This is a genomic window from Streptomyces sp. NEAU-YJ-81, from assembly GCF_017592595.1.
GTDB lineage: Bacteria > Actinomycetota > Actinomycetes > Streptomycetales > Streptomycetaceae > Streptomyces > Streptomyces hygroscopicus_B.
This window is the reverse complement of sequence record NZ_JAGFNO010000005.1, coordinates 398,189-414,169: the sequence shown is the minus strand read 5'-3', so window position 1 is coordinate 414,169 and position 15,981 is coordinate 398,189. Positions and strand designations below refer to the sequence as shown.

Sequence of the window (15,981 nt, the reverse complement as noted above, 5' to 3'; positions counted from 1 at the left end):
TCAGAGCTTGTCGATGTGCACCCGGACCGCGGTGCCCTCGCCGATCAGGCCCTCGTGAGCGGCGTCCGCGACGGGGCCGAACGTCAGGCGCCCGGCCAGGGTCTCGGCCGTCAGCAGCGCGTCGTAGGCGCGGATCCGTGCCGCCACCGTCTCGGGCAGATCGACGCTCAGCGCGATGTGGTCGGACACCTCCAGACCGGCCGCGCGGCGCGCCTGCTGCACCACGCGCACCAGGTCACGCGCCGCGCCCTCGGCCGCCAGTTCCTCGGTCACCTCGACGTCGAGGACGACCAGTCCGGCTCCGCCGGGCAGAGCCGCGACGGCGCCCGGTCCGTCGGCGACGAGCCGCAGCTCGTACTCACCGGCGAGCAGTTCCCGCCCCGCCGCCACGACGTGTCCGTCCTCGTTCGTCGTCCAGTCGTCGGTGGCCGCGGCGCGGATGACCTCCTGCACCGCCCCGCCGAGGCGGGGCCCGCACTTGCGGGGGTCGACGGTCAGCCGCATCCGGCCGTGTGCGGAGACATCGGTGGTGAGCCGGACGTCCTTGACATTGAGCTGGTCGCGCAGCAGCGCGGTGTAGGGCTCCAGCGCGGGGGCGTCGGGGTCGGCGATCACCAGCCGCGCCAGGGGCAGCCGCAGCCGCAGCTGGTGGCTCTTGCGCTGGCCGAGGGCGGTCGAGGCGACCTCCCGCACCCGGTCCATCACCCGCACCAGCTCCGGGTCGGACGGCAGTTCCCCGGGAGTGGGCCAGGAGGTCAGATGCACCGACCGGCCGCCGGTCAGCCCGCGCCAGATCCGCTCGGTGATCAGCGGCAGCAGCGGTGCCATCAGCCGGCACAGCACTTCGAGCGCGGTGTGCAGGGTGTCCACCGCCGCGCGGTCTCCGGCGGCGAACCGGTCGCGGGAGCAGCGGATGTACCAGTTGGTCAGCACATCCAGGTGGTCGCGCAGGGCGGAGCACGCGCGGGACAGGTCGTAGCCGTCCATCGCGCCGGTCGTCAGCTCGACCAGGTCACGGGTCTTGGCGAGGAGGTAGCGGTCCAGCGGGTGGTCCGCCCCGATGCGGACGTGGCCCTCGGTGTCGCCCGCGTACAGGGCCAGGAAGTGCCAGGCGTTCCACAGCGGCAGCAGCACCTGGCGCAGGGCTTCCTTGCTGCCGGCCTCGGTGACCTCCAGGTCGCGGGCGCGCAGCAGAGGGGAGCTCATGAGGAACCAGCGCATGGCGTCGGAGCCGTCACGGGCGAAGATGTCGTTGACATCGAGGTAGTTGTTGCGCGCCTTGGACATGGCCTGGCCGTCGTGGCCGAGCACCACGCCGAGGACGGTGCAGTTGGCGAAGGCGGGCCGGTCGAACAGCGCGGTGGACATGACGTGCATGTTGTAGAACCAGCCACGGGTCTGGGCGTAGTACTCGACCACGAAGTCACCCGGGGAGTGGCGCTCGAACCACTCGGCGTTCTCAAAGGGGTAGTGCACCTGCGCGAACGGCATGGAGCCGGTCTCGAACCAGCAGTCCAGCACCTCGGGCACCCGCCGCATCACCGCCCGGCCCGACGGATCGTCGGGGTTGGGGCGCGTCAGCTCGTCGATGTACGGACGGTGCAGATCGCCCGGCCGTACGCCGAAGTCGCGCTCGATCTCGTCCAGGGAGCCGTACACATCGACCCGGGGGTGGGCCGGGTCGTCCGACACCCACACCGGGATGGGAGCGCCCCAGTAGCGGTTGCGGGAGATGTTCCAGTCCTTGGCGCCGCGCACCCAGTTGCCGAACTGGCCGTCGCGCACATGCTCGGGTGTCCACTGGATCCGCTCGTTGAGTTCGAGCATGCGGGTGCGGAGCCGGGTGACGGCGACGAACCAGGTGGGGATGGCCTGTTGCAGCAGCTGATTGCCGCAGCGCCAGCAGTGCGGGCGGGACCGGGTATGCGGCCGGCTGCTCAGCAGGGCGCCGCTCGCCGCCAGCAGACCGGTCACGGTCTCGGCGGACTCCAGCACCGGGGCTCCCGCGCACGGCGGCACCTCGTCGGTGTACCGGCCGCCGGAGTCGACCGGATAGGTCCGGCCGATGCCCGCGTCGGTGGCGAGGGTGTGGTCCCGCTCGTCGAAACACGGGGTCACGGCCACCGCACCGGTGCCCTCGTCGGTGTCCACGAAGCGTTCCGCCACCACGACATGGCTGTCGTCGGCGGAGGCCGAGAAGTCGAACAGCGGGGTGTACGTGCGTCCCGCCAGCTCGGCGCCACTGTGCCGGGCGACCACCGGTCCGTCGCCCACCAGCTCGGCATGGGCGTCGAGCCGGTCGGCCGCCACCACCAGGCGCCGCCCGCCGGTTTCCACCACGGCGTACTGCGCGTCGGGATGCACCGCCACCGCCGTGGCGCCCGGCAGCGCCCAGGGCTGGTCGGACTCCACCAGCAGCAGCTCGCCACCATCGAGCCGTACGCCCACGACCACGGTGCTGCCGGGCACGTCGCGATGGGTGTCGCTGCCGTCGATACGGCCGCTGCTCTCGGCATTGGCCAGCGGGGTCTCGCAGTGCGCGCAATACCAGGAAACCGAATGCCCCTGATAGATCAGCCCCTTGTCCCACATGGTTTTGAACGCCCACATGACGCTCTCCATGTAGTCGAGGTCATGGGTTTTGACGGATTCGTCGAAGTCGACCCAGCGGGCCTGCCGATTGACGTAGTCGCGCCATTCGCCGGTATAGCGCATCACCGTCGTCCGGCACACCTCGTTGAACCGCTCGACGCCCATCCGCTCGATATCGGACTTGGCGGTGATGCCGAGTTGTTTCTCGGCGTCCAGCTCCGCGGGCAACCCGTGCGAGGTCCAGCCGAACCGCCGCTCGACCCGGCGCCCGCGCATGGTCTGATAGCGCGGCACCACGTCCTTCGCATAGCCCGCCAGTAGATGCCCGTAGTGCGGCAGGCCATTGGCGAACGGCGGCCCGTCGTAGAACACGAATTCATCGGCGTCGTCGGATTTCCGCGCTGCCACGGACTCATGGAAGATGTCGTGCTTCTCCCAGTAATCCAGTACGTCGAGTTCGACATCCGGAAAGTGCGGTCTCGCGGGTACGCCTTCGGCCCCGGCCTTTGGATATGCCATCGCTCAGTAAACCTCGCAGGGTCGGCCCGCAGTGCAGTGAGGGCCGACTCTAACGATGGGATGGGCAACGTCCGGTAATCGTAGAAACATCGGCTTCCACACCGACGGCGCCGCGCGATTACCCGGCGGTTCCGTTCACCGTGGCCGGGCACAGCCGCCGCGGCGTGGTGTCGCCACGGAGCCGCGCGTCCACACAGCCACCGGGCAGGCCCTTGTGGGGTGTGCTGCCGAAGTTGGCGGTCACGGTGAGGGTGCCGTCGCCGAAGACGGTGCGCTGCACGGTGCGATCGGCGGTCAGCGCCCGGAAATCGGTCAGCGGCTCGGTACCGGCCGCCTTGTGCAGGGGCGCGAAGTACTTCTGGAGGGTGGCGAGTTCGCGACCGTTGTTCTTCAGCGAGTCGCCGGTGAGCACGAAGTTGAGCGGGGTGTTGTACAGCATGCCGAGCAGCGCGCGGTCGGTCTTCTGCCGCGGCAGCTTGTCGTACGACAGCTCCCAGCGCTCGGTGTTCACCACGGAGTCATGGAGCGCGGTCTCGTACAGCGGCACGCGGTACACCGGGTCGTACATCGCCTTCGCCACATCGGCGGGCAGCTCCGCGGGCTTGAAGAAGACGCCCGGTGCGTCGGCGGGGGCGTAGCCGCCCCAGGTCTCCTTGTCGCGCTGCGCCGTCCACAGACCGCCCGCCACCGGCGTGCCCGAGCCATGGTCGAAGGCGAGGTCCGGGTTGGCCCAGGCCCCGGCGGACTCCGAGCCCAGGACCAGCCCGCGGTCGGACAGCCGCTTCATCCGGGCCTGCCGGTTGGCGCGGTCCTGCGCCTTGGTCATGGGGTGAGCGGGGCTGTGGTCGCGGAACAGCTCACCGGCCGCGTCCACATCGAGGAAGTAGCTGTCGGCGCCCGCCTTGGTCATCTCGCGGGTGCGGTCGGCGAGGTGGTGGTGGCGCGGCTCGGCCTTCTCGAACGCCTCGGAGGAGAGGTAGCAGCCTCGGTCATGGAAACCGGGGACGGGCTTGCCTTCGGCGTCCCGGACGCAGAAGTCCGGGTACACCGTGCCGGGCCAGGTGGACGTCGGCGCGTCGGAGGTGGCCGGGTCCTGCCCGTTGGCGAACGAGTCGTACGGGCCGACGAGATAGCCCGCCTTCTTCGCGGCCGCGGTGGCCGCGGCGTCCATCGGCCGGTCGTCGGCGTCGTAGCCCAGCCACATCCGGTCCACGCCGAGGCCGCGCAGCCTGCCCATGAAGTCGGCCTTGCGGGCGTCGCCCCACAGATAGGCGTGGAAGGCGCCGAGCAGCTTCCCGGTGGCCGGTGTCTCCCGGATCTTCTCCCGCAGGCTCTTCAGCTGTCCGTGCTCGCCGAGCCAGGCGCGGTAGTCGCGGGCGGCGGCCACCGGGGAGCCGTCGGTGAGGGAGAAGGCCACGGTGTACCGCGTGGTGCCGTCGGCGCGCGAGAACCGGTGGGTGGCGGCGGTGCGCAGCTTGCCCGCGTCGGAGGTGACGCGCAGCGATGTGCCGATGTCAGTGGGCACGAGATAGCTCACACCCTGGCGGTCGCCGAGCGTGTACCCCCACAGCGGCATCGACAGATCCGACTCCATGGCCATGTCGGTGTCGACCAGATCGGCCCGGGAGGAGTTCCAGAAGCGGTCGGCCACCGGCAGCGACAGCCCCTCGCCGCGCGGCAGTTGTACGGCGGTGGCGCGCCGGTCGGTGCCGGTGACCGGCCACGACAGGGTACGGGCGGCCTCACCAGCAGCCTTTCCGGTGGCCGTCACCGACAGCTCCAGACGGCCGTTGTCACCGGCGCGGGCCGTGACATCCAATCCGGTGTCCGGGTAGCTCCAGCGGGCGGTGCCCGGGACGGTGGTCACCGAGCCGGGCTTCCCGGGAACGGTGGCGGCGGGCGCGGACAGTTCCATGGTCCCCTGCCCCGTACGGGCCGTGACCCGCAGTGAGGTGGTGTCGACGGTGGCGGTGCCGCCCGACACCGGGACCTCCACACGGTGGCCACCGACCACAACCGGCCGCGGTGCGTCCTTCCCGGAGCGGGTGGTGCCGGAGTGGGTGGTGGAGGCGAGGGTGGTCGAGGCGAGGGCGAGACAGGACACCGCGCCCGCGAGCGCCACCGCGGCGGTCACCCGCGGCGAGGTGAAGTGGTTGCGTTTCATGGGACGTTGATAGCGAGCCGATATAAGAGGGCTTCTAAGAAGCGACCCCGGAGATCCGCGGAGGGCTTACGCCTCCGGAGCCGGACCGCCGGACCGGTGGCGCGGGATGCGCAGCCGGAAGAGCGCACCGCCGCCGTCGGCCGCCTCCGCGGTGAGCGCGGAGCCGTGCGCCCGGGCGATCTGCCGGGCCATGGCCAGCCCCAGCCCGGAACCGGGCAGCGCGCGTGCCTGCCGGGAGCGGTAGAAGCGGTCGAAGACATACGGCAGGTCCTCGGCGGCGATACCGGGCCCGTGGTCACGGACGGTGAGGTCGATGGCGTGTGCGCCAGAGGTCAGCCGGACCTCCACCTCGGCGCCGGGCGGGCTGAACTTCGCGGCGTTGTCCAGCAGATTGGTCAGCAGCCGGGCCAGCCGCGCGGGCACCCCGTCCACCGTGACCTCGGCCAGCTCCGTGGTGAAGGCGGTGTGCGCCCAGTGCGAGCGGGCCTCCTCGACACAGCGCGCGGCCAGCAGGTCCAGTCGCACCGGCTCCACCAGCGGCAGCGGCTCCTCGTCCCGCGCCAGCTCGATCAGGTCGTTGACCAGGCCGGTCACCTCGCGCAACTGGCCGCCGAGCGCCGACGCGGCCCGGTCCCGCTGGGCGGGGGACAGCCGGTCGGCACGGGCCAGCAACTCGGCGTTGGTGCGCAGCGCGGTCAGCGGGGTACGCAGCTCATGGGAGGCGTCGGCCACCAGACGGCGCTGGGCGGCCACCGACTCCTCCAGCTCGCCGAGCATGGTGTTGAAGCTCCCGGCCAGCCGGGAAATCTCGTCCCCGCGCCGCCCCTCCTCCGGCGGCAGTTCGATGCGATGGGCCGGATCGCGGGTGGCGGCGATCCGTTCGGCGGTGGCGGTGAGCCGGGTGACGGGCGCCAGCGCCCGCCTGGAGGCGAGATAGCCGAGCCCGGCGGCGAGCAGCGCCCCCGCCGCGCCGATGGCGGCGAGCAGCCGCGCGGTCTGGCGTTCGCCCTGCTCGACGGTGTCGGAGCGCACGGCGAGCTGGAGCGCGCGAGGGCCCCGCAGTGGGGTGGTCAGCGTGCGCATCCGGTGTCCGCGCACGGTGACCTCGCTGTAGTACGCGCCGCGAGTGCCCGCGGCCACCTGGCGGGTGGCGTCGGTGACCGGGATCAGCAGGTCCTTGCCCGCCGGGTGCCCCGGTGGGCCCGTCCGCGGGGTGACGACCTGCGCGCAGGCCGGGGCGGCCAGCCACCGGCATTCGCCGTACAGCGTCCCGGTGCCCTCGTCACGCCGCTCCTGGGCGAGCAGGGTGGCCTGCTGGGTGAGCTGGAGGTCGAGCTGACGCACCAGTTCGTAGCGGATGACCACATACGCGGCGGCGCACACCCCGACCGTGACCAGCGCCACCGCGGCCGAGGTGATCAGCGCCATCCGGGTGCGCAGCGGCAGACGGCCCGTCAGGCGGCTCCCGGCTCGACGCTCTCCGGATCGACGGTTGCCCGCTGGGCCTTCTTCAGACCGACGGGCGGCGCTCATCGCTCGCCCAGTTCGTAACCGATGCCGTGCACCGTGTGGACCAGCCGCGAAGCGCCCTCCGCCTCCAGTTTGCGGCGCAGATAGCCGATGTAGACCGCCAGCGAGTTGGAGTCCGAGGCGAACTCGGTGCCCCACACCAGCTCCTGGATCAGCTCCCGCGGCAGCACCTGGCCCGGATGGCGCAGGAACACCTCCAGCAGCGCGAACTCGGTGCGGGTGAACTCCATCCGCCGTCCGCCGCGCGTTCCGGCGCGGCTCTCCGGATCGACGGTCAGATCGGCGAAGGAGAGCACACCGGACACGTTCTCGTCGAGCGGCTCGACGGGCGCGGCACGCCGCAGCAGCGCCCGCAGCCGGGCCAGCAGCTCATCCAGCGCGAACGGCTTGACCAGGTAGTCGTCGGCCCCCGCGTCCAGCCCCGCCACCCGCTCGCTGATCTCGTCCCGGGCGGTGAGCACCAGGACCGGCGTACGGTCGCCGAGGCCGCGCAGCCGGCGGCACACCGCCAGCCCGTCCATCACCGGCATGGCCAGGTCCAGCACGATGGCGTCCGGCGGTTCGGCGGCGATCGCGCTGAGAGCCGCCAGCCCGTCCCCGGCCACCCGCACCTCGTACCCCTCCACGGCCAGCCCGTCCACCAGGGCTGCGCGGACCTCCGGATCGTCGTCCACCACCAGCACGGCCGCCGTCCGGGGGTCGGTGGGCTTCCCCCGGCCGGACGGGGAGGACGCGGCAGCGGACATCACGGGCCTTTCGGATGGGCACAGGTCAGCCCCCACCCTGGCAGAACACGCTCTTAGAACACTCTTAACGGCATCGGCCACAATGGGCGGGTGCGGATCCTGTCCTACCCCGAAGCCGAGACACCGGCCCCGCTCCGCGCCCAGGTGTGGGAGTTGCAGCAGGAGGCGTGGCCCGCGACGGATCCCGGCACCGCGGGCGAACCCGGACCCACTCATGACCCCGCGCTGCGCCCGGTGTCGATGCTGCTCGTGGACGACGGCCACGGCCACGGCCACGGCGAAGGCACCGTGCTGGCCGCCCTGGACATCCTCACCACGACCCTCACCCACGCGGGCCGGTCCTACCGGGTCGGGGGACTGAGCACCGTGGTCACCCGGCGGGCGGTACGCGGCCGGGGGCACGGCGCGCGCCTTGTCGCCGCCGCCCACCGGGCGATGGCCGACTCCGGTCTCGACCTGGGCCTGTTCACCTGCGACCGGCCGCTGCGGGACTTCTACACGGGTGCGGGATGGCAGCCGCTGCCCGGCGCGGTGCTCATCGGAGGCACTCCGGACGCCCCCTTCCCGAGCGACCAGCCCTCCTTCGACAAGGTCACGATGGCGCACTTCTTCTCCGCCACGGCCCGGCGCCACCGCGCCGACTTCCTCGCCGCCCGGATCGGGCTGTACCCCGGCGAGATCGACCGCCTGTGGTGACCGGCGCACGCACCACGGCCCGTTAGGCGCCGACGGTACGGCCCGTTAGTCCAACACCCCCGCGCACTTGTCCATGGGCGCCCGCCCCGCCGCCGTCCCAAGGTGGAGCACCATTCTCACCAGCGAGGGAGGAGCCGGCGCGTTGACCTACGCAGAGGACGGGCGGCCGAAGGAGGGATGGCCCGGCCGCAGAGCGGTCGTGGTCACCACCACACTGGCCGGAATCGGAACGGCCATCGGCACGGGCGGTGGCACCGCGCACGCCCGTGACACCGCACCCGGCCGCGCCGCCGCACACGCCCGCGCCACCGAGCGCACGCTGCGGTCGAAGCGGCTGGAGATCCGGGTGGACCCGGAGTTCCCGCGCATCGTCGCGTACATCGACCGTGAGACCGGCGCGGTGCTGCACGGCCAGCGGGAGCCGGTCCGTTCGGTGCTCATCGACGGCGTCGAACGCACCCCGCGCACCACCGCCGTCACCAGCGGCCCGGACCACATCAGCTACACCCTCGCCTTCGGCCCGACCACGGCCACCTCCGGCACGGACACCGCCACCTCCGGCACGGACACCGCCACCTCCGGCACGGACACCGCCAACGCGTCCACCTCCAGCGCGGACGCCGAGATCGACATCCGGATCCGGGTCAGCGAATGGCAGGTCGACTGGCGGGTGACCCGGATCGCCGACACCGACGCGCTGCGCGTGGGCACCCTGCGCATCCCCCAACTGGCGTTCCTCAGCGTCCGCGCCGACCAGCCGGGCGCCACCCTGCTGGCCGCCCGGATCGACCTCGACCAGGCCAAGAGCGGTGACACCGCCGTCCGGCCCACGGCCGACACCCCCACCGACGGCGCGCCCATCGGCTGCGCCTACGCCGTCGTCAGCACCGACCGGCTCGGGGCCGCCGTCGAGACCAACACGGTCTGGGACAAGCCCTCCTCCGCCGCGGGCACCACCTGGGACAACGGACGGCTGTGGCGGCAGACGGTACGGGAGGACGGCCAGATCACCGCCCGGCTCACCTGCGGTGAGTGGACCCACCGGGCCGCCACCGCGGCCGTCGGCGCCACCGAACCACTGCCCTGGGCCACCGTGGTCCTCACCCGGGACCGCAACGGCGACGGCGTGGTCGACTGGCAGGACGCCGCCATCGCCTTCCGCGACATCATGGTGAACCCGCTCGGCGCGGACGAACAGCATCTGCGGGTCGTCCCGCACATCCCGTTCAACTTCGCCAGCCAGGCCACCAACCCCTTCCTCGACACCCTCGACAACGTCAAGCGGATCGCGTTGGCCACCGACGGACTGCGGCAGTACACCCTGCTCAAGGGCTACCAGTCGGAAGGCCATGACTCCGCCCACCCCGACTACGCGGGCAACTACAACACCCGCGCCGGTGGCCTGGCCGACCTCAACACCCTGCTGCGCTCCGGGCGCCGCTGGAACAGCGACTTCGCGGTGCACGTCAACGCCACCGAGTCCTATCCGGTGGCCAACGCCTTCTCCGAGACGCTGGTCGACAAAGACGACAAGCAGTGGGACTGGCTGGACCAGTCCTACCGCATCGACCCCCGCCGCGACCTGGTCTCCGGCGATATCATCCGGCGCTTCCAGGATCTACGGAACGACACCGACCCGGCCCTCGCCGCGCTCTATATCGACGTCTTCCGCGAGTCCGGCTGGAACTCCGACCGGCTCCAGCGGGCCCTGCGCGACCAGGGCTGGCGGCTGACCACCGAATGGGGCCACGGGCTGGAGCGCTCCTCGCTGTGGTCGCACTGGGCCACGGAGACCGACTACGGCCCGGACACCTCGCGCGGAGTCAACTCCCGGCTCATCCGCTTCATCCGCAACCACCAGAAGGACGTCTTCGCCGACAAGTGGCCGACCCTGCTGGGCATCCCCCGGATGGGCAACTTCGAGGGCTGGACCGGCAAAACCGACTGGACCGCCTTCTACCGGCTCATCTGGACCCACAGCCTGCCCGCCAAATACCTCCAGGCGTACCCCATCCGCACCTGGGACGACCACGAGATCACCTTCGAGGGGCCCGGCCACACCTCGGTCACCGACACCGGTGGCGTCCGCCGCATCACCACCGACGGACGGCTGGTCTACGACGGCGGCGGGTATCTGCTGCCCTGGGAGCCGCGCGAGGCCACCGACCCGGCCAAGCTCTACCACTACAACCCCGCGGGTGGCACCACCCGTTGGCGGCTGCCGCGCGGCTGGTCGGGGCAGCGGTCCGTGGTGCTGTACCGCCTCACCGACCAGGGGCGCGCCGAGCCGGTCACCCTGCCGGTGCGCGACGGCCACCTCAGCATCACGGCCGACCCCGACGTCCCGTACGTGGTGCTGCGCTCCCGGGCCCGTGCCCAGGCGGCCCCCGGCTGGGGCGAGGGCACCCCGCTGTACGATCCCGGTTTCCACTCCGGGTCGCTGCGCGGCTGGCAGACCACCGGCCCGGCCACCGTCGAACGCAGCGCGCTGGGCGACTACGAACTGGTCATCGGCGAGGGCGCGGCCGCCACCGTCGGCCGGCGACTCGACCGGCTGGCCCCCGGCGGCTATATGGCCTCCGTTCAGGTGGAGGTGGGCGCGAAGGCCGGTGAGCGGCGGCGGGCCGCGCTGCGGGTGCACACCGCCGACGGCGTCACCTCGGAGAACTGGACCGAGACCTCGACCGCCGTCAACCACATGGCCGCCGACCGCAAGCACGGCACCCGTTTCCAGCGGATGTTCACCTCCTTCACCGTCCCCGACGGCGGCGGACCGGTCACCCTCACCCTGGCGGTGGCCGAGGGCAGCGCCCGCGTCCGCTTCGACCGGCTGCGAGTGGTGCGGGCCCAGCGCACGACGAAGCCCGGCACCCTGGTGTACGAGGACTTCGAGCGGGTGCCACAGGGCTGGGGCCCGTTCGTCAAGGGCGACGCGGGCGGGGTGACCGACCCCCGCACCCATATCGCCCAGCGGCACGCCCCGTTCACCCAGGCCGGATGGAACGGCAAGGTGATCGACGATGTGCTGGAAGGCGGCCAGTCCCTCAAGTCACGCGGCGAGAACGCGGGCCTCGTCTACCGCACGGTGCCGCACACCGCCCGCTTCCGCGCGGGGCGGCGCTACCGGGTGAGCCTGACGTACGCCAACGAGGCGGCCGGTCAGTACGCCTGGATCACGGCCGTGGACGCACCCGAACCACGCGAGCTGGAGCGCACCCCCCTGCCCGCCGCCACCGGGCGGGCCACCCACAGCTACACCGTCACCGCGCCCGCGGACGGCGAGATGTGGGTGGGGCTGCGGAAGACCGGTGACAGCGGTACCGCGGAGTTCACGCTCGACTCCTTCACCGTGGAGGAGCTGGACTGACACGGCGGAGGGAGCGGGGCGCGCGGACACACCTCCGCGACCCGGCTCCCTCCGCCAACCCCCACCTCCGGTAAGGCCCTCTCCTCCTCGCCAGGATCACCCTCCCCTTGGCGGCCGGGCAGTCCGTGGACGAAGATCGGCGAGTGATGGGACGCAGCCGACCGGAGGGGACCGCGGATGTATCACACCTGGATGCGGTACTTCACGCCCAGCCCGGCCCATCACCGGCTCGGCCTGGTGTGTCTGGGTGTCGGCCTCCAGCACGGCGCCCTGCCCGTCGTCGGCCCGCGCGTCCTGGACCACCATGTGGCGGTGGTCATCAGCGCGGGCCGCGGATGGTTCCGCGGCGTGGACGGCCGCCGCCGCACCGTCACCGCGCCCGCGCTGCTCTGGCTCACCCCCGGTGTCACCCACCACTACGCCCCGGACCCGGACACCGGATGGGACGAGGCGTTCGTCGACTTCACAGGACCGGCCACCGCCGCCTACGCCGACCTGGGCTATCTCGACGCGGACGGCCCCGTGGTCGCGCTCACCGACACCGCCACCGCCCGTACGGCCATCGGCCGGATCGCGCGCGCCGCGCGCCAGGGCAATCCGTTCCTGGAGGTCGAGACCGCGGCCGCCGTCCATGAACTCCTCGTCGCCCTCCGCCGCGTCCGCGCCGACACCGGCGCCGACGGACATCCGGTGCTCCAGGCCCTGGCCCGGGACGCCTTCCAGCCGCTCTCGGTGACCGAACACGCCGCCCGGCACGGCATGACACCGGCCGAACTGCGCACCGCGGTACGCCGCGGCGCGGGGTGCAGCCCCAAGGACTACCTCCTCGGCATCCGGCTGGGCCGCGCCAAGGAACTCCTCGTCGGCACCGAACTGCCGGTGGCCGCCATCGCCCGCCGCGTCGGCTACGACGACCCCGCCTACTTCAGCAGACTGTTCGCCCGCCGAGTGGGCACCGCACCGGTCCACTTCCGCGAGCAGCAGTGCCGCTCGGTCCCCGGCGGCTTCACCGACCGCATCCCCGACCCCAGCCGTCCACCGACGATCCCGCTGTCCGCGCCGGCGGACGACGGTCGGCGCGGCGGCGGATGACCGGACGCGCGCCTTGGGCCGGCCGGACGGCTGCGGGGGCGGCTTCCGCCATTGGAGGGACGGTGGGCCGCGATTGCCCTACCAAAGGGGCACCATGCATGCGAAGCCGGTCATATCCGGCGGCAGATTCTCAGCAAGGAGTTCCCATGCGTATCCGGACCGCCCTGTCCACGCTCGCTCTCACCGCCGCGTCCCTCGCCGTCGGCGCGGGCGGCGCCATCGCGGACGACGCGCCCGATGTCACCGTCAACAACTCCAGCAGCACGGCCTACCCCGGCGTGTGCGCCAGCAACCAGTTCTCCTTCGTCACCGTCCCGGTCAATCTGGCGGGCGGGTCGGACTCCGGCGCGTGCTGACCCCCTGAGCTCGCTGATGGACGGGGTGCGGCCGGTGCACGGCCCGGGCGGCACCGGCCGTACCCTCGGCCATCGCGTGTCCCAATTCACCATCCCGAATACCGGACCGCCCCCTGCACACCGCCGGACGGCCCCGTAGGCTGGCTGGTGTAGCTGGTTCGCCCCGTCCGCCAGGCGGGATGCGTCGTAAGAGGGAACCCGGTGGGAATCCGGGACTGCCCCGCAGCGGTGAGCGGGAACGACCGCCGTCATACGCACTGGGTCCGGTGAGAGGGCCTGGGAAGCGACGGCCACTAGGTGTCCTCCTCCAAGAGGACGCGCCCGTGAGTCCGAAGACCTGCCATCTGCCCGCGTACGGACGACTCGTGCGCGGACATCTCGGTGACCTCGAGGGCGGGTCGGCGTACATACCAGGCAGTTGGCCACGCTTTTGCCGCGCGAGGCCGAAAGCCCGGTGTGTCACCCTTCGCGCTCTCCTCCCGTCGCCGGGATCTCAGGGATTCATCTCGCGAAGGAGATCTCCGTGACACCGAAGTCCGCAGCCGCGGCGGCACGGGCCACCGTGTACGGCTACCCCCGCCAGGGCCCCAACCGGGAACTGAAGAAGGCGATCGAGGGCTACTGGAAGGGCCGCGTCACCGCCGACGCGCTCAGGGCCACCGCCGCCCAACTGCGCAGCACCACCTGGCGGCAGCTTGCCGGGGCGGGTATCGACGAAGTTCCCACGGGTGACTTCTCGTACTACGACCACGTGCTGGACACCACCGTCATGGTCGGGGCGATCCCCGACCGCCACCGGGACGCCGTCGCCGCCGACCCGCTCGACGGCTACTTCGCCATGGCGCGGGGCACGCAGGACGTCGCGCCGCTGGAGATGACCAAGTGGTTCGACACCAACTACCACTACCTGGTTCCGGAGCTGGGTCCGGACACGGTGTTCGCGGCCGACTCCGCCAAGCAGGTCGCGGAGCTGAAGGAAGCCCTCGGCCTCGGTCTGGCGGCGCGGCCGGTCCTGGTCGGGCCCGTCACCTACCTCCTGCTCGCCAAGCCCGCCCCCGGCGCGCCCGCGGACTTCGAGCCGCTTACCCTCCTGGACCGCCTGCTTCCGGTGTACGCCGAGGTCCTGGCCGATCTGCGGGCGGCGGGTGCCGAGTGGGTGCAGCTCGATGAGCCCGCCCTGGTCCAGGACCGCACACCGGCCGAGCTGAACGCCGCCGGCCGCGCCTACCGCGATCTCGGCGCCCTCACCGACCGCCCGAAGCTGCTGGTCGCCTCGTACTTCGACCGCGTCGGCGAGGCCCTGCCCGTACTGGCCAAGGCCCCGGTCGAGGGGCTGGCGCTGGACTTCACGGAGGCCGCAGCCGCGAATCTGGACGCGCTGGCCGCCGTCGGCGGGCTGCCCCGCAAGCGGCTGATCGCCGGTGTCGTCAACGGCCGCAACATCTGGGTCAACGATCTGGAGAAGTCCCTGGCCAGGCTCGGCACCCTGCTGGGCCTTGCCGACCGGGTCGATGTGGCCGCCTCCTGCTCGCTGCTGCATGTCCCCCTCGACGCGGCGGCCGAGCGGGACATCGAACCGCAGATCCTGCACTGGCTGGCCTTCGCCCGGCAGAAGACCACGGAGATCGTCACCCTCGCCAAGGGCCTGGCCCGCGGCACCGACACGATCACCGCCGAACTGGCCGCGAACCGGGCCACCCTCGCCTCCCGCGCCAACTCCCCCATCACCCGCGACCCGGCCGTCCGCGCCCGCACCGGCGCGGTCACCGAGGCCGACGCCCGCCGCTCCCAGCCGTACGCCGAACGCGCCGCGGCCCAGCGCGCCCACCTCCGCCTGCCGCTGCTGCCGACCACCACCATCGGCTCCTTCCCGCAGACCGGCGAACTGCGCACCGCCCGCGCCGACCTGCGCGGGGGCCGGATCGACACGGCCGGGTACGAGGAGCGCATCAAGGCCGAGATCCAGGAGGTGATCTCCTTCCAGGAGAAGACCGGCCTGGATGTGCTGGTGCACGGCGAGGCCGAGCGCAACGACATGGTCCAGTACTTCGCCGAGCAGCTCACCGGCTATCTCGCCACGCAGCACGGCTGGGTGCAGTCCTACGGCACCCGCTACGTCCGCCCGCCGATCCTGGCCGGTGACATCTCGCGCCGCGAGCCGATGACGGTGCGCTGGACGGCCTACGCCCAGTCCCTCACCGACCGCCCGGTCAAGGGCATGCTCACCGGCCCGGTCACCATGCTCGCCTGGTCCTTCGTCCGCGACGACCAGCCCCTCGGCGACACCGCCCGCCAGGTCGCCCTCGCCCTGCGCGACGAGGTCGACGACCTGGAGGCGGCCGGGACCTCGGTCATCCAGGTGGACGAACCCGCCCTGCGCGAGACCCTTCCGCTGCGCGCCGAGGACCGGCCCTCCTATCTGTCCTGGGCGACCGAAGCCTTCCGCCTCACCACCGGCGGCGTGCGGCCCGGCACCCAGATCCACACCCATATGTGCTACGCCGAGTTCGGCGACATCGTCCAGGCGATCGACGACCTCGACGCCGATGTCATCAGCCTGGAGGCCGCCCGCTCCCATATGCAGGTGGCCCGCGAACTCGCCGCCCATGGCTATCCGCGCGAGGCCGGGCCCGGTGTGTACGACATCCACTCCCCCCGCGTGCCCAGCGCGCTGGAGGCGGCCGAACTGCTGCGCACCGGTCTGAAGGCCATCCCCGCCGAGCGGCTGTGGGTCAACCCCGACTGCGGCCTGAAGACCCGCGGCTGGCCCGAGACCCGCTCCTCACTGCGGAACCTGGTCACCGCGGCCCGTACGGTCCGCGGCGAGCTGCCCGCGTCCTGACCCGGACGGCCGGCCGGGGCCGGAGCGCCACGCGCTCCGGCCCCGGGGCCGAACGCCGAATGCCGACGCCGGACGTG

The 15,981-nt window shown here is 72.1% G+C and carries 9 protein-coding genes and 1 riboswitch; of the genes, 5 read left to right on the top strand and 4 right to left on the bottom strand.

Going from position 1 to position 15,981, the window contains the following annotated elements:
- The 4 genes from ileS to J5X86_RS15455 form a co-directional block, all read right to left on the bottom strand.
- Complete coding sequence (ileS, locus tag J5X86_RS15470) at nt 1–3,111, bottom strand: isoleucine--tRNA ligase (protein ID WP_208517374.1); 3,111 nt, start codon at nt 3,109–3,111, stop codon at nt 1–3.
- 118 nt (nt 3,112–3,229) lie between these two features.
- A complete protein-coding gene (locus J5X86_RS15465; protein WP_208517372.1) occupies nt 3,230–5,275 on the bottom strand; it encodes a glycoside hydrolase in 2,046 nt (681 codons plus the stop codon).
- Nucleotides 5,276–5,341: 66 nt separating this feature from the next.
- A complete protein-coding gene (locus J5X86_RS15460; protein WP_208517371.1) occupies nt 5,342–6,703 on the bottom strand; it encodes a cell wall metabolism sensor histidine kinase WalK in 1,362 nt (453 codons plus the stop codon).
- A 101-nt stretch (nt 6,704–6,804) separates the two neighbouring features.
- Entirely contained in the window at nt 6,805–7,551 is a 747-nt protein-coding gene (locus J5X86_RS15455) for a response regulator transcription factor (protein WP_243980386.1), read from the bottom strand.
- A gap of 90 nt (nt 7,552–7,641) precedes the next feature.
- On the opposite strand from J5X86_RS15455, the gene J5X86_RS15450 reads away from it, so the two are divergent.
- From J5X86_RS15450 to metE, 5 genes are all read left to right on the top strand, one after another.
- Nucleotides 7,642–8,247, top strand: a complete 606-nt coding sequence (locus J5X86_RS15450; RefSeq protein WP_208517370.1) for a GNAT family N-acetyltransferase — start codon at nt 7,642–7,644, stop codon at nt 8,245–8,247.
- A gap of 73 nt (nt 8,248–8,320) precedes the next feature.
- The gene (locus tag J5X86_RS15445; RefSeq protein WP_208517369.1) at nt 8,321–11,614 is read left to right on the top strand and encodes an endo-alpha-N-acetylgalactosaminidase family protein; all 3,294 of its coding nucleotides are present in this window, start codon (nt 8,321–8,323) and stop codon (nt 11,612–11,614) included.
- Nucleotides 11,615–11,791: 177 nt separating this feature from the next.
- Nucleotides 11,792–12,706 (top strand): AraC family transcriptional regulator, encoded by a 915-nt coding sequence (locus J5X86_RS15440; protein WP_208517368.1) that lies wholly within the window; start codon nt 11,792–11,794, stop codon nt 12,704–12,706.
- A gap of 146 nt (nt 12,707–12,852) precedes the next feature.
- A complete protein-coding gene (locus J5X86_RS15435; protein ID WP_208517367.1) occupies nt 12,853–13,062 on the top strand; it encodes a hypothetical protein in 210 nt (69 codons plus the stop codon).
- A gap of 137 nt (nt 13,063–13,199) precedes the next feature.
- Nucleotides 13,200–13,422: riboswitch (cobalamin riboswitch) on the top strand.
- A 163-nt stretch (nt 13,423–13,585) separates the two neighbouring features.
- The gene (gene metE / locus J5X86_RS15430; RefSeq protein WP_208517366.1) at nt 13,586–15,904 is read left to right on the top strand and encodes a 5-methyltetrahydropteroyltriglutamate--homocysteine S-methyltransferase; all 2,319 of its coding nucleotides are present in this window, start codon (nt 13,586–13,588) and stop codon (nt 15,902–15,904) included.
- The last annotated feature ends 77 nt before the right edge of the window (nt 15,905–15,981 follow it).